Origin of the sequence: Microcoleus sp. B9-D4 (genome assembly GCF_036705105.1) — a bacterium.
GTDB lineage: Bacteria > Cyanobacteriota > Cyanobacteriia > Cyanobacteriales > Microcoleaceae > Microcoleus.
On sequence record NZ_JAUBTS010000028.1, the window covers coordinates 16,843 to 38,547 of the forward strand.

Genomic DNA, 21,705 nt, shown 5'->3' on the forward strand with positions numbered 1-21,705 from the left:
TACCTTTTTTCATTTTTATTTTAGATACTTAAAGCACAATTTGAGGAGATAATATGGTACTTGTCTCTGAGTTCGCTACTTGACCGATACCTAAAAAATTACCGTCTCGATCGTAAACCTGCAAGGGATAGGGAGGTTGGGGTATTGGGTTGTGGGGGGGATGGTTGCTACTTTCTTCCTGTGGCCCGATCGGCGTTTCTGGAATCGGGAGGCGCTGTCCTTGAAACCAGCGTTTGGTATATTCAGGGGAAAGGACGATCGCCCCTAAATGTCCCAAAACCGCCGATGGCAAAATCGGGCAGAATTTATTTTCCTGCAATTGCAGTTCCAATTGTTCAAAAGTTAGACTTTGGTCGATCGAAAAACCGCTACTTTCGGTGCGAGTCAAACAAGCCAAAGTACCGCCTGTATTCAAGACAGCCCCCAAATCCCGCGCAATCGCCCGAATGTAAGTACCCGCCCCGCAGGCGATCGACAAATCCAATTCAGGAAAATCCCCCGATCGCCAATCCAATATTTCCAGCCGAAAAACCTCGACCTTTCTAGCAGCAACTTCCACAGTTTCGCCTTTTCTCGCTAACTCATAAAGGCGTTTTCCTCCCACCTGAACCGCACTAAAACTCGGCGGAAATTGCTCGATTTTTCCTAGGAACTTTGGGAGTGCAGCTTGGACTTGTTCCCAACTCAACTCTGGCACCGGTCGAGAATGGATAATTTCTCCTTCTAAATCGTCAGTAGCAGTAGTTAAGCCAAACCGAATCGTGCCTCGGTAAGCTTTATTGTGTTGGAGATATTGCAGCAGTCTGGTTGCTTTGCCCAGGGCGATCGGCAAAACGCCAGTCACAGCAGGATCGAGGGTTCCTCCGTGTCCGACTCGCTTGAGTTTCAATAGCCGGCGCACTCGCCCCACGCAGTCGTGAGAAGTCATGCCCGCAGGTTTGTTGAGATTGAGAAAACCGTCAATAGTCATTAGTCAGTAGTCAGTAGTCAGTAGTGATGAGTCAGTAGTCAGTAGTCATTAGTCAGTTGTTATTTGTTATTTATTATTGGTTATTTGTCATACCAAATCCTGCTTAAATAAATTTCTCTATCTTAGTCTGCGAAGGCAGACTTCGTTTGTGTAGTTTGAGGTCAAAAGCGGTTGCAAGCACCGAGTCTCATAAAATGGTTAGCCAACCCGGATTTTGTATCAGTCAACAGTCAACAGTCAACAGTCAACAGTCAACCGCCAACAGTCAACCGTCAACAATTCCCAATTAAATAATAAAGTCTGCCTGACTGATAGAAGTGCGGGCAACTCCGAATAAAGTAGCCAGAGTTTCCTTGGTGCTTGTAAGCTGAATAATTGTAGTGGGCGAAGTTCCGGCCCCAGCGGAAATGGTGAGTTCGCCAAAAGTAAGGCCGGCAGCCAAGCGAATTCGATCCGTACCATCAGTAAAATCTGTAATCACATCCCCGTCTGCGAAACGCCCGATCGCAAAAGTATCGTTTCCGGCGCCACCAGTTAAAGTATCTCGGCCGCGATCGCCCGATAAACAGTCATCGCCGATGCCACCAAACAGCGAGTCATCGCCGGCACCCCCAAAAAACGTGTCATTACCCGCGCCGCCCAACAAAGTATCGGTGTCTTGGTTGCCAAATAGCAAATCATTACCCTCGTCGCCCAGCATTGAGTCAGAACCTTTGCCGCCGTAGAAAGTATCGCCGCCGGCGCCACCCAAAACGCTGTCACGGCCGGCACCGCCGAACAGTCGGTCATTGCCAACGTCGCCCAGCAGTGAGTCATCGCCGTCGCCGCCGTAGAGGGAATCGTCTGCGCCTAAGCCCAAAATGCTGTCAGGCCCACCCAAACCAAATATCAAGTTAGCGCCCGCAGTACCCCTGAGAGAGTCGGGGCCGCTGGTGCCGCGAGTGCCGCCAGCGGCCCCTCCGGGACTGGTACCGCTACCGCCGGTGGGGGTTGGGGTTGTGATGGGAGTTCGTACAAGTGGCACTGCTGGTGGCATGATTCTGAAGATGGGTAGAAATTTGCAATTCTAACTTAACTTAAAAGCGGAAGTTATATGCTCGCCAACCGCCGAGATGAGAAATATCGATCGCATCCGCCACAGCATAAGGTTCGCACAAAAAGCCCTGCACCGTCGAGCCGTCCTCCAACACCAGCGTACCAATTCCCAGCGGCGAGGGAATTTTAGCGACAAATCGGCCGAAAGCGGAGATCGACAACTCCCAAACTTCCACCTCGATCGCGCTACCGCCCTCTACCTGACGCACCAATCCCGGCTTGCCCACAGCAGTACCCGTCAAAGCATACAGCTTGTAAATCGGGCTGGTACGACAGGCGCGAACCAAAACGCCTCCCCCCTCAATTAGTTGATAATTCAGGGGCTCACCGCTCAAATGAGCGCCAACCACGGCTATTTTGACTCGTTCTTCTGAGGAAGATTTGGCTGCGCTGGCGGGTTCCGGGACGGTTGGCAGCGGCAGACCGGTTGCGCCCAAAGTTCCCCCCAAGCGATCGTGGAAAGCAGATCCCAGGCGGCAGAGCGATAAATCGTGCCACGCAGGAGCCATCAGTGTCAATCCTGCGGGCAATCCGCTGCTTTGAAACCCGCTGGGAACTGCGATCGCACACAAATCGAGCAAATTCGCAAAGTTCGTGTAGCGTCCAAGATTGGTGTTGAGCGCGATCGGCTCGGCTGCAACTTCTGCGACAGTATAAATCGTGCCTGTCGTGGGTACCGCCAACACATCCATTGACTGCCACTGAATTTCTGCAAGCTTGCGGAGCTCGGCCAACCGGTACGACGCGCGGTAGGCAGAGACGGCATCGTAGCGTTTGCCGCCGCTGATAATTTCGTAGACGATCGGATCGATATCCTCTGGGTGCGCGTCGAGGAAATCACCGATCGCGGCCAACCTTTCTGCTACCCAAGGCCCGCCGTAGAGCAGTTCGGCAGCATCCGCAAAGGGTTTGAAGTCAATAGGTGCGATCGTGCAGCCCAAAGATTGCAAGCGCGCGAGATCCTCCCGATAGCGCTGTTCGGCTTCTGCATTCCCGAAAAATTCGAGTTCGCCCTCTCCGGGAACTCCCACCCGCAAGCGGGATAAATCCGGCAAAACTTTCGTTTCAGGGCGACGAGAAAACGCATCCTCAGCGTCAAAACCGCTGGCTACTTGCAGCACGGAGGCCGCATCCGCACAGGTGAGAGCGAACACAGAAACGCAATCGAGCGATCGCACCGCTGGTAGCAGGCCGCGAGTGCCGATCGAGCCGCAACTTGGCTTCAGCCCGACAATGTTGGTAAAAGCAGCGGGAACCCGCCCTGAGCCTGCGGTATCGGTACCCAGAGCAAAACTCACCAATCCGGCGGAGACTGCTGCTGCGGAACCGGAACTCGATCCGCCCGGAATGTAGCGCCGATCGAACGGATTGCGACAAACTCCATAGGGCGTGCGGGTTCCCACTAATCCTGTGGCAAATTGATCCATGTTTGTTTTGCCGATCGCGATCGCACCTGCAGCGCACAGGCGCTCTACGACTGCGGACGATCGCGCTGGAGTGCGAGCAAACGCAGGACATCCCGCCGTAGTCGGAACGCCCGCCCAATCGAGATTATCTTTGATCGCAAAAGGTATCCCGTAGAGCGGCAATTTTTGCGGGTCTAGGTTTTCCAAGGCTTTGGCGCGTTCGAGGGTTTCCGCCAGCGGTGCTAAATAAATCCATACTGCCGGATCTGCATAGCGTTCGATCCGATCGTACACGCTGGCGATCGTATCTGCAGGCGCGATCGAGCCGGTGCGGTAGCGATCGAGCAGCGAATGAATGTCTAGACTGTTGCTGTGGTTAAATTTTTCCATAGTGCACCGTCAGTCGATTTTAGATTTTAGATTTTAGATTTTAGATTGAAGAAATGACTTCATATCATTTCTGGTTATATGAGGATGATTTAACCGCAGAGAACGCAGAGAACGCAGAGGGAGATCCCAGAGAGATGAATAATTCCAATGCTAACGGATTTGACTTCACAGGCTGTGTTAGGCGATCGTTATTACAACAAATAGAATTTTAGTTTACCGCATTGTCGATCGCCTCCGCATCTAGTCTGGGGCGATCGAAGTATTTCTTGAAAAATCTTCAATTCTTGCCTTGCGGGCTTCGTCTTTGTGTGTGTAAACTTCGCGATTTCCCATCGCCCCCTCTCATCGCCCGCTTTAATCTTCCAAAAAGTTTAATTAACAACTCCCAAAAAAACTGTTTTTTGTAACATCTTACACATTTTCGCATCAAGTTTGCTGTTACCGTTTGAAACGTAGCAATCTAGTAAAATTGCACGCTACATTGTGCTGACTTTTAAAAAAGCTAAGTGCATTGCTGTTACTAACAGTCTCGAATAACTCCTTGGGTTGCAAACAGGACTTATACAGACAAAAACCGAAAAAATTTAACCGCTTCTAGGGTTCCGATTTGAATTAGTTTCTAACTCAGCTTAGAAAGTTCAAGTGCTGGTCCGAGAGAAGCAGACTGGTTCTCCCAAGATTTTAATTTTAGGGAAACACTAGCCAGTTACACGGCGGGATAAAAGCCCGGGAGAAACGCGATCGGTCAGCAAGACTCGGTTCGTTAGCTCTCGGGCTTTATCCTTGTATATCAGGGGGGTTTGCGGAAGCTAAGGAAGCCAAAGAAGGTGCAAAAGCTCGATCGACATATTCACCCCTAACCAGCAACCAGAATCTGCTATGAATATCCGATATTGCTCCCCAAAAATAACGCGATCGCTCTTCTCCTACTGCGCCCTATTTTTTATCACCTGGTTTTTCGCTGTCGGCTGCGTCAACCCGGCAATTTATATCAAAACCACGACTGAAACCGAAGCAGCTTCTTCAGTAAATGCTAACGCAGTTCGCCTCGGATTCAGCGCGTGGCCCGGCTGGTTTCCGTGGCAAATTGCCAAAGAACAAAAGATATTTGAAGCCAACAATGTTGCTGTAGACTTAAAATGGTTTGACGGCTACTTAGAATCGATTAGCACCCTCACAGCAGGACAGATAGATGCTAACAGCCAAACCCTCGGCGATACCGTAAACTCTATATCAGGCGGCGCCGACCAAGTAATTGTTTTAGTCAACGACAACTCGACGGGAAATGACAAAGTGATTGTCGCCGAAGGCATCAATTCGGTTGCCGATTTGAAAGGCAAAAAAGTTGCAGCCGAGGAAGGTACAGTCGATCACTTTCTCTTGCTGTTAGGGCTGAGAAAAGCAGGTTTATCAGTGCAGGATATTCAATTTGTACCGCTGGAAACCGGCAAAGCTGCGGCGGCTTTCGTCGGAGGGCAAGTCGATGCGGTGGCAGTATTTGCGCCGTTTACCACGCAGGCATTAAAACGCTCGAACAGCAAGGAACTGTTTAGTTCCAAAGATTTTCCGGGGGCGATTTCCGACCATTTGGTATTCACCCGAAAGTTTATCGGCGAACACCCCGATCGAGTGCAAGCCCTGGTCAATTCATGGTTTGCCACATTAGAATACATGAAAGCAAATAAAGACAAATCTTACCAAATTCTAGCAAACCGCGCCGGAGTCAGCGTCGAGGAATACAAAGAATATGAAAACGGCACTAAGATATTTACGGTTGAGGAAAACTTGAAAGCCTTTCAACCGGGAAATGACATGACATCATTGCAGTTTGCGGCGGCAGAAATGACTAAATTCCTCGTCGATGTAAATTTAGCAAAAACCCAACCCGATATCAGCACATTATTTGACGATCGCTTTATAAAAGCTTATGCCGAAGGTAAAAGCTAAAAGGCATAATTTACGATTGTGCAGACACAAAAAACCTTAAAAAAAAATACTTTTTATAATCCCCAAAATCTACTGCAATTACTCGACCAACCGTTCCGCAATTAAATCATGCTACCAAATCCCGAACCCCGATCGATCCAATCCCACCTCAAGCAAAAAAGCCTAAATCCCACCGTTTTCTGGCGGATTGCGGAAGAGATACCACAGCCCCTCAATATTGGGTTAACGGTGACATCGATCGCACTGCCACTGCTGCTGTGGTGGCTAGTAACAACCTTCGCCAACGTAGACCCCAAATTTTTGCCTTCCCCCGGCAAAGTTTTAGAGGCATTTGGTCGGCTGTGGAACACTCGCGAACTTTTGAAAGACACAGTAGCGAGTTTGTGGCGGGTGGGAGTGGGCTTTCTGTTCGCCTTGGTTTTTTCCATACCAATTGGCGTGCTGATGGGCAGCTTTCCCAGTATTCGCGCCTTGCTGGAACCCATGTTCGGCTTGATGCGATATATGCCCGCACCAGCATTCATTCCCTTGCTAATTCTCTACTTGGGAATCGGCGAAGAACCCAAAATAATGCTGATATTTATCGGCGTCTTTTTCTTCAATTCGCTGATGGTGATGGATACAGTCAAGTTTGTTCCAAAAGACTTGATCGAATCTACTTATATGTTGGGTGGGAATCGCTGGGAAATCCTAACTCAAGTTATTTTTCCCCACGTTTTGCCGGGAATTCTTGATGCTAGCCGCATCAACTTAGCTGCGGCTTGGCAATTGGTAATCGTCTCGGAATTGATTGCCGCCACCGAAGGCTTAGGCCGCCGGATCAGCGTCGCCGGTCGATTTCTGCGAACCGATGAAATTTTTGTGGGGCTGATTGTCATTGGGGCGATCGGACTGACTTTTGACTTGCTTTTTCAATATCTGCTGCGGGTTTCTTGTAAATGGTCAAGTCAGAAACAGTAAGCAGATGTTATACCAGTTTTTTATGAGGCTGCATAGAATTCCGATCCCCCCTAGCCCCCCTTAATAAGGGGGGGACAAGAATCCGATCAAAGTCAACCCCTACTCCCCTTATTAAGGGGGATTTAGGGGGATCGAGATATATGCAACTTCACATTAAATTGGTATTAAAAGACAGAATGGTGTCATTTTTTACTGACAATACAGAGGATAAACTCATGTTTCTGCAAATCAACAATCTGCACAAAAACTTTGAAACAAAAAAAGGTCAATTAGTTGTCCTCAAGGACATCAATATGAGCATCAAGCAAGGCGAATTTATCTGCGCGGTAGGCGCATCCGGTTCGGGCAAATCTACTCTGTTGAGGCAGATTGCGGGATTGGACAAGCCAACAACAGGGGAAGTGAAAATTGACGGCAAGGAAGTTGTTTCGCCTGGGCCGGATCGAGGTATGGTATTTCAGCATTACACTCTTTATCCTTGGATGAACGTGCAGGAAAATGCTGAGTTTGGCCTCAAACTTCAAGGCGTTTCCAAGAAAAAGCGGCGCGAACAAGCTAGCTATTATTTGAGTGTGGTAGGATTGACGCAGTTTGCTTCGTCGCTGCCGAAGGAATTGTCGGGCGGGATGAAACAGCGGGTGGCGATCGCCCGCGCCCTCGCTTCTGAACCTAAAGTGTTATTAATGGATGAACCTTTCGGCGCATTGGATATCCACACTAAAGAATCGATGCACGAATTCATGCTCGATTTGTGGCGCCGCACTCAGATTACAATCTTTATGATTACCCACGATGTCGAAGAAGCGGTGTTTCTTTCCAATCGGATTTATGCTTTGGGCGCTCGTCCCGGTACAGTGAGAAAGGAAATGTCGATTAATTTGCCCGATCGCACTCCCAGCGTTAAACGCCACGCCAAATTCCACGATTACCGCGACGAACTCATGGATTTGATGCGGAAACACGGACAGGAAGCAGTTGCAATGGCTGCTTAAATAGAAATAGGTTTGTAGTTGCACTTTTTGCACCCGCGCCAAGAGTTTAACTGCAAACCTAAGTAAGTGGAAACTTAACATCTTGCACCATTGTCAATTACCTATTTAGGAACAGGCAAGATGCCCGTTCCACAAAACTCAATTTTATTGTGGAACGGGCATCTTGCCCGTTCTTAAGAAAGGTGTAAGATATCAGTGGAAATAAATATTACTTTGGGAGAAAGTGAGTTTTGCCACTACAAAATACTATTATTTTGTTTCGCTGACCTACCCAAATACATCAAGAGGAACTTATGGTGCAACTATCATCGATCGACCCAAACTCACAAATCGATTCAAGCCTCGTATTAATCGAAGAAACCGTACCGGGCGGCGCGTACTGGTCGGGAGTCATCAAGCGGGGAAACACCCTGCGAATCACCGATTTAGAAGGCTCTCGCGGCGTTTCCATGCTGTGCTACAACGCCGATAATGCGATCGAACGTTTCAACGCAGCAGACACCGCCAAAATTCAATTCAACGCCTTTCTCAAACAAGGCATGGTGATCTACACAGACATGGGACGCATCCTATTTTCCATCACCCAAGACACCTCCGGCTGTCACGATTTGCTAGGAGGATGCAGCAACGCCATTAGCAACAGTAAAAAATACGGCCAAGGAGATTGGAAAAACTCCCGCGACAACTTCCTCAAAGCTTTAACTCGGTGGGGATTGAGCAAAAAAGACATCATGCCAAACCTCAACTTATTTACTCGAATTGCCGTCAAACCAGACGGCACGATGGAGTTTCGCGAAGGCTGCGAAAAACCGGGTAGTTTTATCGATTTGCGAGCCGAAATGAACGCACTAACAATTATTTCTAACACCCCCCACATCCTGCATCCGGGTTCAATTTACGATCCCAAACCCATCCAAATTCAGATTGTGAAAACCCCCGCACCCGCACCAGACGACTTGTGCCGCACCGCCAACCCGGAAGTTGTGCGCGGCTTCATTAACACCGATGCTTTGTTCCTGCAATAAACCCGATTCCACAACTCAATCTTATCCGCATCAATCGGCGGTGAAATATTCTGCTATTCCATCACAAAAAGTGAACCATGACTGCAACTACCCAACAACTTCTCGATCCAAAAACTGCAATTTATAACGAAGTTTTACCAGCCAGGCATCCCTGGTCTCGCGTCATCAAAAAAGGACAGATTCTCCGTATTGTAGATTTAGGCGGAAATCAAGCAGTAGATTTTTTAGTTTACAATGCCGATGACCCTTGCGAACGCTACAGCGCCCCCGATACGATCGTCAATCAAGGCAACATATTTGTCACTACAAACAGCAAACTCATTTCCAACGAAGGGCGAGCCATTATGACCATAATTGCTGACTCCTGCGGCCGGCACGATACCTCCGGCGGCGCCTGTAGCTGCGAGAGCAATTCGGTGCGGTTTGGGCTAGATAAAAAATACCAGCACGCCTGTGTTGAAAATTTCCTCGCCGCAATTCTTCCCTACGGTTTGGGTAAACGAGATTTAGTCAGCAATATCAACTTTTTTATGAATGTTCCGGTTAGCGAAGATGGCACGCTTGAAATTGTTGACGGCATCTCCGATCCGGGAAGTACAGTTGATTTGCGAGCCGAAATGAACGCGCTGGTTGCTATTTCTAATTGCCCGCAAATGAACAATCCTTGCAATGCTTACAATCCTACGCCGATTCAGTTGATTGTTTGGGATGCGGTGTAAATGTAGGGTTGGCACTGTCTCCGCAATCTTTTTAGGGGCGGGCTAGAAGCCCACCCCACAAGAAAATTCACTGTTTGTGGAACAGGCATCCTGCCTGTTCTTCAGGATAGTTTTAGGGGCGGGCTAGAAGCCCACCCCACAAGAAAATTCACTCTTTGTGGAACAGGCATCTTGCCTGTTCTTCAGGATAGTTTTAGGGGCGGGCTAGAAGCCCACCCCACAAGAAAATTTAATGTTTGTGGAACAGGCATCTTGCCTGTTCTTCAAGATAGTACAAAATGTAAGCAGACACCAATTCCCAATTCCCAATTCCCAATTCCCAATTCCCAATTACCTAAATGTTTAACAAAGTTTTGATTGCAAATCGCGGTGAAATTGCCTGCCGAATTATCCGCACACTCGATCGCCTCGGAATTGCTTCGGTAGCAGTATATTCTGAAGCCGACGCCCGCGCCAAGCACGTTTTCGCCGCCAGCGAAGCCGTTTGTATCGGTGCTGCAGCCTCCGCCGAGAGTTATTTGCGGTTCGATCGCATTCTCGAAGTTGCGCGCCAAACAAAAGCTCAAGCTATCCATCCGGGTTACGGCTTTTTGAGCGAAAATGCTGAATTTGCCGAAGCTTGTGCAAGCGAAAATATTGCATTTATCGGCCCGACTCCGACTCAGTTGCGCTGCTTTGGATTGAAGCACACCGCGCGGGAAATAGCCGCTGCAAATCAAGTGCCGCTAACTCCCGGAAGCGAACTTTTAGCAAGTTTAGAGGATGCCCAAAAAGCGGCTGGGGCGATCGGCTATCCGGTGATGCTCAAAAGTACCGCAGGCGGCGGCGGCATTGGTTTGCAGGCTTGTTTTGGCGATCGAGATTTGGCAGAAGCATTTGAAAAAGTACAGCGTTTGAGTCAAAGCAATTTTAAACAAAGCGCAGTTTTTTTAGAGAAATACATTCAAACAGCCAGACACATAGAAGTCCAAATCTTTGGAGATGGCAAAGGAAATGTCATAGCCTTGGGCGAGCGAGATTGTTCAGTGCAGCGGCGCAATCAAAAAGTAATTGAAGAAACCCCCGCCCCTGCTATTAGCGACGAACAGCGAAATCAGTTGTACGGTGCAGCAGTGCGGTTGGGAAAAGCGGTAAATTACCAGTCAGCCGGTACTGTTGAATTTGTATTTGATGTCGATGCGAAACAGTTTTATTTTTTGGAAGTCAACACGCGCTTGCAAGTTGAACACGGCGTTACTGAAGCTGTCAACAACATCGACCTCGTTGAGTGGATGATAAAACAGGCTTCGGGAGATTTGTTCCCCCTGGAAGAGTACCGCTATCGGCCGCAGGGACACTCAATTGAGGTGCGAATTTATGCAGAAGATGCCGGCAAGAATTTTCAGCCGAGTTCCGGGTTGCTGAATCAAGTGGCGTTTCCCGAAAACGTCCGCTGCGACAGTTGGATAGAAACCGGAACCGAGGTTACTCCTTTTTACGATCCGCTGCTAGCCAAAGTAATCGTTTGCGGCGATAATCGAACCCAGGCGATCGTAAAACTAAAAGCTGCTTTAGATGCCAGTGAAATAGCGGGAATTGAAACTAATTTAGATTACCTCCGCCAGATTTTGGACGATTCCCGATTCAGCCGCGGCGAACTGATCACGCGCTTTTTAAACTCATTTGAATACGCACCTTTAACAATCGATGTATTGGATGGGGGAACCTACAGCAGCATTCAGGATTATCCGGGGCGAATTGGCTATTGGGATGTGGGCGTGCCGCCTTCTGGACCGATGGATCATCTGGCATTTCGATCGGCAAATCGTTTAGTAGGAAATCCCGAATCGACAGCAGGATTGGAATTCACAGCGACAGGCCCAACTCTGCGCTTTAATGCCGATACAGTTATTAGTTTGACTGGTGCAACTATGAGGGGAACGCTAAACGGCGAATCGGTGCCGTTTTGGACGGCAATTCCCGTAAAAGCTGGCAGCATTCTCAAGTTAAAAGGCATTCAAGGCGGCGGCTACCGCACTTATTTAGCAGTCAAACACGGCTTTAATGTCCCCGATTATTTGGGCAGCAAATCAACGTTTGTACTGGGCAAATTTGGCGGACACGCGGGCCGCACACTGCGTCCGGGAGATGTGTTAAAACTCAACCAAACTGCAACTCTGGAAGCGGAATTATCTTTGCCTCCGGAACTAATTCCCACCTACAGCAATAATTGGGAAATCGGCGTTTTGTACGGGCCTCACGGCGCGCCGGATTTCTTTACTGAGTCAGACATCGCCATGTTTTTCTCAACAGAATGGCAGGTACATTACAACTCGACGCGGACGGGAATTCGGCTGATCGGCCCGAAGCCCACCTGGGCGCGTCAAGACGGCGGGGAAGCGGGTTTGCACCCGTCTAACATTCACGATAATGCTTACGCGATCGGCACGATCGATTTTACGGGCGATATGCCTGTAATTCTCGGTCTGGACGGCCCGAGTTTGGGAGGTTTTGTCTGTCCTGCTACTATTGTGCAGTCGGAATTGTGGAAAATCGGGCAACTGAAACCGGGGGACAGCATTCGCTTTCACTGTTTGAGTTTTGCTGAAGCTTTGCAGCGGGAATTAGCACAAGATAGGCAAATTGCTACTTTTTGCTTGCCTGTTTTTGAGGAAAATGCGGAGGAATTGCCCGCAGTTCCCGCCTCTCCTATTTTGCACGAAATTCCCGAATCTCCGGGACAGGTTGCTGTTACTTACCGTCAAGCTGGGGATAAATATATTCTAGTTGAATACGGCCCGTTGGTGCTGGATTTGAATTTGCGTTTTCGGGCGCACGCATTGATGGAACATTTGAAAGCAAATCCGTTACCGGGTGTTATCGAATTAGTGCCGGGAATGCGATCGCTCCAAATTCACTTTGAGGGCAGCCAGATTTCGCAACAGCAGCTAATGCAGGCGCTGATTGCGGCGGAGGCGGAACTTCCGGCGATCGAGGATTTGGAAGTGCCGGCGCGAATTGTGCACTTGCCTTTATCTTGGGAAGATGAATCGACGCTGTTGGCCATTGAAAAATATATGCAGTCTGTGCGATCGGATGCACCTTGGTGTCCCAGCAATATTGAGTTTATTCGCCGCATAAACGGGCTTGAGGGCATCGAACAAGTCAGAGAAATTGTATTTAATGCTAGCTATTTAGTGATGGGTTTGGGAGACGTTTATTTAGGCGCGCCCGTCGCAACTCCCCTCGATCCGCGCCACCGTTTGGTTACTACTAAATACAATCCCGCCCGCACTTGGACTCCTGAAAATGCAGTTGGTATTGGCGGCGCGTATTTGTGCGTTTACGGGATGGAAGGGCCCGGAGGTTATCAATTTGTTGGCCGCACCGTGCAAATGTGGAATCGGTTCAAACAAACGGCGGATTTCCAGTCTGGTAAACCTTGGCTTTTGCGCTTTTTTGACCAAATCCGATTTTATCCGGTTTCTCATGAGGAATTGCACCGCTGTCGGGAAGCATTTATCGAAGGGAAGTTTAAATTAAAGGTTGAGGAAATCACTTTTAATTTGAGAGAATACAATGAGTTTTTGCATTCTATTGCTAGCAGTGCGGCTGAGTTTAAAGCGCAGCAGCAGGCAGCATTTAATGCAGAGCGCGATCGCTGGGCCGCATCCGGGGAATTTGACGCTGAAGCTGCCGCAGAATCCTCGGCGGATGTGGTTTCTGACACGGCGGCGGAGGTTACTTTGCCGATCGGTTGTGAGGCAGTTGTCGCTCACGTTTCGGCCAATGTTTGGCAGGTGCTGGTTAATGTTGGAGATGCGGTTGCAGAGGGCGATCGGCTGTTAATTTTGGAAGCGATGAAAATGGAAATTGCTATTACTGCTGATGTTGCGGGCACTGTTGCCGAGTTGTTTTGTGAAAAGGGGCAAACGGTGACAGCCGGACAAATTCTAGCGGCTGTTCAACCGAATTAATCCCTCTGTTGTCAGTTCGGGGACAGTAGAAGCCGTTGCATAATTGCGGGATGATTTTGATTGTTTGGTGGGATGGGATATCGTAGCCAGTCCAATGTATTTTCACTGAAGGCGGGACACGCCACAAGAATCATCCTCTAATTGTGCAATGCCCCCTCATTTAATCAAGGTTTAGCAGCAGTTACCCCTCCAAAAGGGTGCGGATACATCAATCAAGCAGGCTAGTGGGCGATCGCCCCCCACTTTTCGGCGGCCGACAGTTTTTCGGAAGGCTTAGCCGCTGTCAAGCGCGATGGCAAATCTGGCTTCCTCAATCAAACTGGAAAGCTGGTCATTTAGGAGGTTAGGACTTTGTTTAGGCTTTAAATTTGTTTAAGTCTCGTTAACTTAACTCCAGCCGCCCAGAATTGAGCGGCAAACCATCCTGAAATACCAGCAATTCTCCCGGCTGGATTTGCGTCCAAACTTCGTTATCTGTCAGCGGAAAAGTAGCAATAACAGCCACGCGATCGTCCTCGTTGGTCAATTCCCGAAAATCGACTGTTACATCTTCGTCGATCGAGTGAGCGCTAGCAAAAGGTGCTTGTCGCACAATATAATGCAGATTAGTAGAACAGTGGCTGAACAAGTGTTCTCCATCGGAAAGTAAATAATTAAAAATTCCGTGTTCTGCCAAAGTTTTAGTAATTTCCTCCAGAACAGGGTAAATTTCCGCTAAAGCAGGCTTACTTTGAGGAAAATTAGAGCGTAGCTTTTCTAATATCAAACAGAATGCTTTTTCGCTGTCTGTTTTGCCAACGGGTTTGTAAACTCCGGCACATTCTGGATAAAAATTTTCGAGATTTCCGTTGTGAGCAAACACCCAATAACGTCCCCAAAGTTCCCGAATAAAAGGGTGGCAGTTTTCCAGAGCAATTTCGCCTTGCGTAGCTTTGCGGATGTGAGCAATCACGTTAGTTGAATGAATGGGATAGCGACGCACTACTTCAGCAACCGGAGAAGCAATCGCAGGTTTAGAGTCTATAAAAAGGCGACATCCCAAACCTTCAAAGAAAGCAATTCCCCAACCGTCTTGATGAACGTCTGTTCTGCCACCTCTTGCAGAAAAACCCTCAAAAGAAAAGCAAATATCTGTTGGAACATTGCAGTTCATTCCCAGTAATTGGCACATAGCTTTTAAATTTCTGGAGTTTGGATGGATGTCGCAGCTATTGGCAGCTACAGATTTGCGATGATAGTATTATAGTATGAATTGATTTAGCCTAATAAAAAAAACCGAATAATTTTGGATTGTCAACCGTAATGCTATTTAAATTTTAAAAAATGCGTGAAGCCAAGCTATCCCGAACGCGCGTGCGAGCCCGTTGCGGTAGGGAATCGCCCAAAATTCAATAGCCTTCCCCGCAGAACAGTCTTCATCGTTCCATTTGTCCTGCAATTTTGTTAATTAAATTTATGTAAAATTCACTTTTGTGGGGGAAAGTCTGAAAGTTGTTTGATATCCTTCAAAACTATTTGAGGCTTCCCTTTGTAATGTTCTACCTTCCCACTGACATACACATATCCCCGTCCCAGACCCGCATAACGCTTCTCGATTAGCCGCTTCAAGGGAGCTCTTTCATCAGTTTCAGAATCCGGTATCCACAAATCTAATTTATGATACACCGAACCAGCATAAATTACAGCGCTGCCGCCTATCCTTTTAGTAATTCCCGCCTGCAAATCGCAGAAAATAGTAATAGATTTAGATCTCTCAGAAGCCGCTAATATTTTCGGGTAGTCCAACCTCAAAGAAAGCGCTCCTGCGGTTGCTTCTGACAACCGAAACTCTTCAACAATCGAGCCTCGCATCGACCACCAAGGCAGTAAATTAGCATAGTTGCGAGAGGGGATTTTGGCATTGACAATCGGATTCCAAATCATCAGATTGTAAGCTTTTGCTGCCGATTCTGCCTCAGTCATTTGGCGGTGATACAATCTGGAGCGCCCGTATTTGACGAAGTAGGGACTCCAGCCTTCTTCAATCAGTTTAAGATTGTAATTTTCTCCGTCTTTATGTACGTAACAGAGGAGACGCCCGTAGTTGTCGCGGTGTTTTTGTAGAGCCACTTCAACCGAATCGTCTGTATCAAATTCTATGTCAATTTGAGCAAGTCCGCCATCTGCTGTCGTAAAGTATTTTGTAGCCATTTCCGAAGCTGCTTTCCCCGCCGCAGTTACAGGTTTGGAGCCTCCCGGATGACTTTCTTCTGTATCGACGCAAATCAGCCGCAGAGACTCGGTTTTGCCGTTAAGAGAAATTTTGATGCTGTCGCCATCAACTACTTTAGTTATTTGCAGGTTCGGAATTCTGGTTGCCATATTTTGAAACCTGTTGCATTTGAGATTTCATGCAGGTATCGCTTGGATTATACACGAGTTCGTTATCACTAGCAACTGTAATTTTTGTTGTTTGTATTAATATTTGTCAAGTGTGGCGTATTTTATCAAGTCGGGGAAAAAATCCCGAAAATCCGATTCTAAGCGCTGATAGTTAGCTGTCAAATCTTCTATGCCGCTTGCCAAGTTATTTGTCCGCTTGATTCGGGCCGACATTCTTGTAAGAGTGATGCCGATTTCGGCGATGTCCTGATAAGATGAAAGCAAGTCGCGGGCAATTATTGTGGGCAGTACCCGCTGGAGAGAGTCAGGTAATATATCGCGGTTGTCTTGCAGGATTTTATAGACATCCTGAGAAAAATCCCGGAGCGGAATTTCTGAATATTCCAGCCAATTTTTAGCCAAGAAGTGGTCGTAAAACACGTCAATCAAAACTCCAGCAAACCTGCGTCTGTGGGAGCAAACAAGGCTTTTACTCGATCGCACTATTGCGTGAGAGTCCGTGTAGCTATCTACTTTGCGGTGCAAATCGATGCCCTTTCTAATTTCATCGGGATAAAGGTTGATTGCCGAACCTTTGACAAAATCTCCTAAGAGGTTGCCAATCAGGGATTCGGGCGTGCCTTTTGATAAGAATAGATGAGCCAAATAATTCATTGCTACAGTAAAAATATCTAAGATAGCATAAGGAGAAAGAATAATGGCTATTCTAGAATGTGTAAAACCCGGTGCTAAACTCGGTCAAATTATTCTTGCCGTCGATCTGACTGTTGTCGGTGCTGTCGATCGCGTTCTGGCAAAAATTCAAGACTTGGGATATGACCCAGAAATTCGTCATGTCAACTATCCGTCTGGAGTTCACGTCTTGGCAATTCTCAAAGACGAACAGCACAAGCAAGCAGTTGATGATGACTACTTGTTAGACGAGTGGCTGCAAGTAAGATCGGAAATTAACCCCGATGCGGTTCATTTGTGGCGCGGTAAATAAACCAATTAACAATTAAACCGCAGATAAACGCAGATGAGCTGATGGGAATTTCATCTGCGTTCATCCGCGTTAATCAGCTAAAATCTGCGGTTGCATACCCCTACGAACCTCCCCGCAATTTATCTAAAACCGTCCGATCTTCCAAAGTCGAAGTATCCCCAGAAACCTCTTGTCCCGCAGCCAAAGAACGCAGCAAACGCCGCATAATTTTACCGCTGCGAGTCTTCGGCAAAGCATCAGTAAATCGAATTTCTCCCGGACGGGCGATCGCCCCAATTTCCTTAACAACGTGCTGCTTCAATTCCTTAGCCAATTCATCGCTAGGTTGCTGCGAGTTGTCCAGCGTCACGAAAGCCACAATTTCCTCACCTTTAATCTCATCCGGTTTGCCAACAACCGCAGCTTCCGCCACCGCTGGATGCGATACCAAAGCTGACTCGACTTCCATTGTGCCGAGTCGGTGTCCAGCCACATTAATTACATCGTCAACGCGGCCCATTACCCAGAAATAACCGTCTTTGTCCTTGTGCGCGCCGTCTCCAGCAAAGTACACAAATTCGCCATCTTTCGGGTGCAAATATTCCCAATAAGTGCGACGGAAACGATCGGGATCGTTGTAAAGTGTACGCATCATTCCCGGCCAAGGATGTTTCACCACTAAATAACCGCCGCTTTCGTTAGTGACTGGTTCGCCATCTTGGTCAACAACATCGACCACAATTCCAGGGAACGGTAGGGTTGCAGAACCGGGTTTTGTAGGAATTGCACCGGGCAAAGCGGTAATCATAATTCCCCCGGTTTCTGTTTGCCACCAAGTATCGACGATCGGACAATTCGACTTGCCAATTACTCGTTGATACCACATCCAAGCTTCAGGGTTAATCGGTTCGCCGACGGTTCCTAACAATCGTAAAGATGACAAATCTCTGGCATTCGGCAAGTGTTCGCCCATTTTCATGAATGTTCTGATCGCAGTGGGTGCAGTATAGAAAACGGTGACGCCGTATTTTTCAATTACATCCCAAAAACAGCCAGGATTTGAAGGGCGAGGAGCACCTTCATACATTAAAGTTGTCGCACCGTTGGACAGCGGCCCGTAGACAATATAACTGTGTCCAGTAATCCAGCCGACATCAGCAGTACACCAGTAAACATCGGTATCTTGGAGGTCGAATATCCACTTGGTTGTCATGTGGGTATAAAGGTTATAACCACCGGTTGTATGGACGACTCCTTTCGGTTTGCCGGTACTGCCACTGGTGTAGAGTACGAACAGCATATCTTCGCTGTCCATCGGTTCGGCGGGACAATTTGCCGAGGCACCTTTTTGTAAATCGTGCCACCAATGATCGCGCCCTGGTTCCATGTCAATTTTCTGTTTGGTGCGCTGAACTACGAGAACGTTGGTAACGCTTGGTGTGGCATTATTTGCTAATGCTTTGTCTACTTGTGTTTTGAGGCCGACTGCAGCATCTTTGCGGAAGCCACCGTCAGCGGTGATGACGAGTTTTGCTTGGCCGTCGTTAAGTCGATCGCGCAAAGCTTCTGCACTAAAACCGCCAAAAACAACGCTGTGTACTGCACCGATTCTGGCGCAGGCTAGCATGGCGATCGCAGCTTCGGGAATCATGGGCATATAAATGCCGACGCGATCGCCCTTTTGGACTCCCAATTGTTTGATGACGTTCGCCATTTGGCAGACTTCGCGGTGGAGTTGCGCGTAGGTGAGGGTGCGCGAGTCTCCGGGTTCGCCTTCCCAAATCAGGGCGGCTTTATTTTTGCGCCAAGTGGTTAAGTGGCGATCGAGACAATTGTAAGAAATGTTAATTTTGCCGTTGACAAACCATTTAGCAAAAGGCGGTTGCCAGTCGAGCACGGCATCCCAGTTTTGGAACCAGTCTAATTCTTGGGCGGCGAGTTCTGCCCAGAAGGCTTGGGGGTCAGCTTTGGCTTTGTCGTAGAGGGCTTGGTACTCTTCTAGGCTTTTGATGTGAGCTTTTTGGGAGAATTCAGCGGGCGGCTGAAATAGCCGTCTTTCATGCAGAATTGATTCGATGGTATCTTGTGACATTGTTTTTTCTGTAACTGCATCTACTTCTTTAAACTATTTTGTACGCAATTGAGTGCAAAAATATCTTGAGTTTCGTTAAGAATTTTGGGAATTGTGTAAATGTTGGGGCTGTGGCTGTTTATTTGAAAATTATAATTGCCTCGACTTTTGAGACCAAATAAAGTTCGATCGAGCTTCGTTTTGGCAAAACTTTTATATAAAATATTGTATAAATTTTAGTTTGATAGTACAATGATGTGAAGCTGCTTGAAAAGGATTATTCAATCTGAATGATAGGGAAAAGCATGACACAAAATTTAGAAGCAAGCCAACTTTCGCTAAATGACGTTCGCCACCTTCTCAAATTGGAAGAGCGAGAAGGAGACGCCTTCACCGATTTTTTCTCTTTGGAACCGCTGTCTGAATTAGAACAGCAGGAAATATTAAAAATTAGAACGGACTTTCGACGCTACTTATCCGCAGGAAAAGTTTCAGAAGAACTTGTTAAGTTTTTAGTGCTTTCACCGTTAATGAGATTAGCAGGATTTTTTGATATTCCGATCGTGCTGACAATGGAAGATAGCATCCCGATCGAGGTTGAGGATGGGGATACTTTAATTAAAGGGCGCTTGGATGTTTTAGCCGTAAATCAGCCGGATGCAGAGCTCGCGGCTGCACAGTTTTGGATTTTGGTAGTCGAGGCGAAAAATAGTGCGATCGATCCTTGGGCCGGTTTGCCGCAATTGCTGACTTATGCTTATAAAAGTTTGCAGCAGCAATCGTCTATTTGGGGATTGACGACGAATGGACGTAACTATCAGTTTGTGTATCTGATGCGGGGAAATCCTTGTACTTATCAGATTTTACCGGAATTGAATTTGATTGACAAAGAGCGATCGCTCTTGTTGGCGCAAGTCTTGAAAGCGATTTGCAAGTTGCAGAATGTGCAGTTGCAGTTGGCTTAATCTCTGCGGTTAAAATCTGTGCTTACCCGTAGTGCTTAGACAGATATTCTGTACCACTTTAGTCCTAATTGCCCTCTCACCTCGATGCCAACTGTTGTTAACTTCTGTTGGGAAACGCCTGGGAAAATTATAAATCAAGATTTGTTAAAAAATTGCAATAGCGAATGACAAAATACAAATTGTTCTCTACAATAATAAACGGTTAAGCCCTACAACTGAAGGTAAAAAAGTGTCTGAACTTAGACAAAATTTAATTACCAGAGATTGGGTAATCATCGCCACCGAACGGGCGACAAGACCGGATCAATTCGCTAACAAAAAAAAGTGGACAGCAGTAGTGCCACCGCACCGCGCCGATTGCCCGTTTTGTGTGGGAAATGAGGAAGATGGAACCTTAGAAACTTGCCGTTTGGGCGATCGCGCTGGGTGGAAAGTCCGGGCAATTCGCAACAAATATCCCGCCCTCTCCCCGACAGCAGAATGGATGAGGATATCATCGGGAATTCACCGAACGATGGCAGGAATCGGCGTGCACGAAGTAATTGTCGAACATCCGCGACACGATTTGACGACAGCTTTGTTGAGCGTTGAAGAAGTTGAAAACATACTTTTAGTATACCGCCAGCGCTATGTAGAAATTAGAAAAAATCCCTACATTGAAACAATTATTATCTTCAAGAATCATGGGGAAACTGCCGGAACTTCTCTCGAACACCCCCACTCGCAGATAGCAGCGACGCCCGTTGTACCTAGCCAATTTCGCAGCCGCATCGACGAAGCTATTAGATATTTTGACGACACGGGAGAATGTCTGTTTTGCCGAACTTTGGAAGATGAATTAGCGGCGAGAGAAAGAGTGATTTGTGAGAGTGAACATTTTGTGGCTTTTATCCCTTACGCTGCACTTTCACCGTTTCACACTTGGATTTTTCCGCGCCGACATTCCTCTTCATTTGATGACCTTACTGATGGGGAAATTACGGATCTTGCTGATACTTTGAGAACTGTACTGGCTAAGCTTTATTACGGATTAAACAATCCCGATTACAACTATACTATTCGATCGGTGCCGATCGCCGAAGGGGGAACCAAATACTTTCACTGGTATATCGCCATTATTCCCAGAGTCACCAAGCAAGCTGGGTTTGAGTTGGGCAGCGGGATGTTTATCAATACTGCTTTGCCCGAAGAAAGTGCGGCGTTTTTGCGATCGATCGAAATTCCTAGCGACAGTAATTTCCCCCCCATCTAAAGTATCCTACATCACAATAGGTCAAGTTTACTTAAACTGGGGGTGGAAATGCACCCAGCTATTCTGAGTTGCGAGTCTGCGTTGAGGGAGGAAATTGATATTATTTGAGATTTGAGATTAAAGAATTGGGCATAACGCATGATCTAATGGTTTAGATCACCGGCATAAAGTTGGATTCTTTTTTAAACTGCTATAACTTACGCTCTCAAGTTAGGAACGTACAAATACTTATGGATTTTACCAAACTCACAATAAACTTTCGACATATTGCCAGCCGTCGTCGCTAAAAGTAGCTCTCAACATATCTCTAATTTTGGCATCGATCGATAATATTCCCTCACCCGATTCAACATTCTCGCCGATTTCGCAACTGTCTTCAGACATATGTTCTTGGATGAGGGCCAGAGTATCGGCGAAATTAGCCAGAAAATAATGTTCGTGCACCCACGCTGTCGGATCTGGTATTGCTGCACTCCCAAAAGCTCGATCGACTAAATCTTTTTTGGCAACATCGTCAGTCTGATTTTTCATGTTGAGCTCGATTTAGGTAGAACTGGTAACTTATCTATTTTAAGCTTAATTGTCAACAGGAAGGCGATCCCGATCGACCA

Annotated in this window: 18 protein-coding genes and 1 riboswitch; of the genes, 10 read left to right on the forward strand and 8 right to left on the reverse strand. The window is 47.3% G+C overall.

Annotated elements, in window-relative coordinates; genetic code table 11:
* Window positions 1–28: 28 nt before the first annotated feature.
* The 3 genes from truB to atzF form a co-directional block, all read right to left on the reverse strand.
* Complete coding sequence (truB, locus tag QUB24_RS17825; protein WP_333154516.1) at window positions 29–970, reverse strand: tRNA pseudouridine(55) synthase TruB; 942 nt, start codon at window positions 968–970, stop codon at window positions 29–31.
* 286 nt (window positions 971–1,256) lie between these two features.
* Window positions 1,257–2,006 carry a calcium-binding protein gene (locus QUB24_RS17830; RefSeq protein ID WP_333154517.1) on the reverse strand — a complete coding sequence of 250 codons (750 nt, stop codon included), beginning with the start codon at window positions 2,004–2,006 and terminating at the stop codon, window positions 1,257–1,259.
* A 40-nt stretch (window positions 2,007–2,046) separates the two neighbouring features.
* Window positions 2,047–3,861 (reverse strand): allophanate hydrolase, encoded by a 1,815-nt coding sequence (gene atzF, locus QUB24_RS17835; protein ID WP_333154518.1) that lies wholly within the window; start codon window positions 3,859–3,861, stop codon window positions 2,047–2,049.
* Window positions 3,862–4,444: 583 nt separating this feature from the next.
* Window positions 4,445–4,596: riboswitch (guanidine-I (ykkC/yxkD leader) on the forward strand.
* Between the two features lie 144 nt (window positions 4,597–4,740).
* Between atzF and QUB24_RS17840 the strand changes: the two genes are divergently transcribed.
* From QUB24_RS17840 to QUB24_RS33640, 7 genes are all read left to right on the forward strand, one after another.
* On the forward strand, window positions 4,741–5,808 hold the full coding sequence (locus QUB24_RS17840) for an ABC transporter substrate-binding protein (protein WP_333154519.1): 1,068 nt from the start codon (window positions 4,741–4,743) through the stop codon (window positions 5,806–5,808).
* A gap of 108 nt (window positions 5,809–5,916) precedes the next feature.
* Entirely contained in the window at window positions 5,917–6,768 is an 852-nt protein-coding gene (locus QUB24_RS17845) for an ABC transporter permease (RefSeq protein WP_333154520.1), read from the forward strand.
* 215 nt (window positions 6,769–6,983) lie between these two features.
* Entirely contained in the window at window positions 6,984–7,760 is a 777-nt protein-coding gene (locus QUB24_RS17850; protein ID WP_333154521.1) for an ABC transporter ATP-binding protein, read from the forward strand.
* Between the two features lie 293 nt (window positions 7,761–8,053).
* Window positions 8,054–8,785: an urea amidolyase associated protein UAAP1 gene (locus QUB24_RS17855; RefSeq protein WP_333154522.1), complete on the forward strand. Its 732-nt coding sequence runs from the start codon at window positions 8,054–8,056 to the stop codon at window positions 8,783–8,785.
* Window positions 8,786–8,862: 77 nt separating this feature from the next.
* Window positions 8,863–9,504: an urea amidolyase associated protein UAAP2 gene (locus QUB24_RS17860; RefSeq protein WP_333154523.1), complete on the forward strand. Its 642-nt coding sequence runs from the start codon at window positions 8,863–8,865 to the stop codon at window positions 9,502–9,504.
* A 338-nt stretch (window positions 9,505–9,842) separates the two neighbouring features.
* The gene (gene uca / locus QUB24_RS17865) at window positions 9,843–13,460 is read left to right on the forward strand and encodes an urea carboxylase (RefSeq protein WP_333154524.1); all 3,618 of its coding nucleotides are present in this window, start codon (window positions 9,843–9,845) and stop codon (window positions 13,458–13,460) included.
* A gap of 231 nt (window positions 13,461–13,691) precedes the next feature.
* The gene (locus tag QUB24_RS33640; protein WP_445300417.1) at window positions 13,692–13,799 is read left to right on the forward strand and encodes a WG repeat-containing protein; all 108 of its coding nucleotides are present in this window, start codon (window positions 13,692–13,694) and stop codon (window positions 13,797–13,799) included.
* Window positions 13,800–13,842: 43 nt separating this feature from the next.
* Here QUB24_RS33640 and QUB24_RS17870 read toward each other — a convergent pair whose 3' ends face one another.
* From QUB24_RS17870 to QUB24_RS17880, 3 genes are all read right to left on the reverse strand, one after another.
* Window positions 13,843–14,631 (reverse strand): class II glutamine amidotransferase, encoded by a 789-nt coding sequence (locus tag QUB24_RS17870; protein ID WP_333154525.1) that lies wholly within the window; start codon window positions 14,629–14,631, stop codon window positions 13,843–13,845.
* 293 nt (window positions 14,632–14,924) lie between these two features.
* Window positions 14,925–15,821 carry a thermonuclease family protein gene (locus QUB24_RS17875; protein WP_333154526.1) on the reverse strand — a complete coding sequence of 299 codons (897 nt, stop codon included), beginning with the start codon at window positions 15,819–15,821 and terminating at the stop codon, window positions 14,925–14,927.
* Between the two features lie 96 nt (window positions 15,822–15,917).
* Window positions 15,918–16,496, reverse strand: coding sequence for an ACP phosphodiesterase (locus QUB24_RS17880; protein ID WP_333154527.1), 579 nt, complete (start codon window positions 16,494–16,496; stop codon window positions 15,918–15,920).
* A gap of 43 nt (window positions 16,497–16,539) precedes the next feature.
* On the opposite strand from QUB24_RS17880, the gene QUB24_RS17885 reads away from it, so the two are divergent.
* A complete protein-coding gene (locus QUB24_RS17885; protein ID WP_333154528.1) occupies window positions 16,540–16,827 on the forward strand; it encodes a hypothetical protein in 288 nt (95 codons plus the stop codon).
* Window positions 16,828–16,927: 100 nt separating this feature from the next.
* Here QUB24_RS17885 and acs read toward each other — a convergent pair whose 3' ends face one another.
* Window positions 16,928–18,898 carry an acetate--CoA ligase gene (gene acs / locus QUB24_RS17890; protein ID WP_333154529.1) on the reverse strand — a complete coding sequence of 657 codons (1,971 nt, stop codon included), beginning with the start codon at window positions 18,896–18,898 and terminating at the stop codon, window positions 16,928–16,930.
* Between the two features lie 284 nt (window positions 18,899–19,182).
* Between acs and QUB24_RS17895 the strand changes: the two genes are divergently transcribed.
* Window positions 19,183–19,842 (forward strand): restriction endonuclease subunit R, encoded by a 660-nt coding sequence (locus tag QUB24_RS17895; protein ID WP_333154530.1) that lies wholly within the window; start codon window positions 19,183–19,185, stop codon window positions 19,840–19,842.
* A gap of 229 nt (window positions 19,843–20,071) precedes the next feature.
* Window positions 20,072–21,094 (forward strand): galactose-1-phosphate uridylyltransferase, encoded by a 1,023-nt coding sequence (galT, locus tag QUB24_RS17900; protein WP_333154531.1) that lies wholly within the window; start codon window positions 20,072–20,074, stop codon window positions 21,092–21,094.
* A gap of 246 nt (window positions 21,095–21,340) precedes the next feature.
* Here the strand turns inward: galT and QUB24_RS17905 are convergent, their stop codons facing one another.
* Complete coding sequence (locus QUB24_RS17905; protein WP_333154532.1) at window positions 21,341–21,625, reverse strand: hypothetical protein; 285 nt, start codon at window positions 21,623–21,625, stop codon at window positions 21,341–21,343.
* Window positions 21,626–21,705: the final 80 nt, after the last annotated feature.

Bases quoted from the DNA above. Each gene is read 5' to 3' on its own strand.
- truB (WP_333154516.1), bottom strand. From the start codon at position 970: ATGACTATTGACGGTTTTCTCAATCTCAACAAACCTGCGGGCATGACT.
- QUB24_RS17830 (WP_333154517.1), bottom strand. From the start codon at position 2,006: ATGCCACCAGCAGTGCCACTTGTACGAACTCCCATCACAACCCCAACC.
- atzF (WP_333154518.1), bottom strand. From the start codon at position 3,861: ATGGAAAAATTTAACCACAGCAACAGTCTAGACATTCATTCGCTGCTC.
- QUB24_RS17840 (WP_333154519.1), top strand. From the start codon at position 4,741: ATGAATATCCGATATTGCTCCCCAAAAATAACGCGATCGCTCTTCTCC.
- QUB24_RS17845 (WP_333154520.1), top strand. From the start codon at position 5,917: ATGCTACCAAATCCCGAACCCCGATCGATCCAATCCCACCTCAAGCAA.
- QUB24_RS17850 (WP_333154521.1), top strand. From the start codon at position 6,984: ATGTTTCTGCAAATCAACAATCTGCACAAAAACTTTGAAACAAAAAAA.
- QUB24_RS17855 (WP_333154522.1), top strand. From the start codon at position 8,054: ATGGTGCAACTATCATCGATCGACCCAAACTCACAAATCGATTCAAGC.
- QUB24_RS17860 (WP_333154523.1), top strand. From the start codon at position 8,863: ATGACTGCAACTACCCAACAACTTCTCGATCCAAAAACTGCAATTTAT.
- uca (WP_333154524.1), top strand. From the start codon at position 9,843: ATGTTTAACAAAGTTTTGATTGCAAATCGCGGTGAAATTGCCTGCCGA.
- QUB24_RS17870 (WP_333154525.1), bottom strand. From the start codon at position 14,631: ATGTGCCAATTACTGGGAATGAACTGCAATGTTCCAACAGATATTTGC.
- QUB24_RS17875 (WP_333154526.1), bottom strand. From the start codon at position 15,821: ATGGCAACCAGAATTCCGAACCTGCAAATAACTAAAGTAGTTGATGGC.
- QUB24_RS17880 (WP_333154527.1), bottom strand. From the start codon at position 16,496: ATGAATTATTTGGCTCATCTATTCTTATCAAAAGGCACGCCCGAATCC.
- QUB24_RS17885 (WP_333154528.1), top strand. From the start codon at position 16,540: ATGGCTATTCTAGAATGTGTAAAACCCGGTGCTAAACTCGGTCAAATT.
- acs (WP_333154529.1), bottom strand. From the start codon at position 18,898: ATGTCACAAGATACCATCGAATCAATTCTGCATGAAAGACGGCTATTT.
- QUB24_RS17895 (WP_333154530.1), top strand. From the start codon at position 19,183: ATGACACAAAATTTAGAAGCAAGCCAACTTTCGCTAAATGACGTTCGC.
- QUB24_RS17905 (WP_333154532.1), bottom strand. From the start codon at position 21,625: ATGAAAAATCAGACTGACGATGTTGCCAAAAAAGATTTAGTCGATCGA.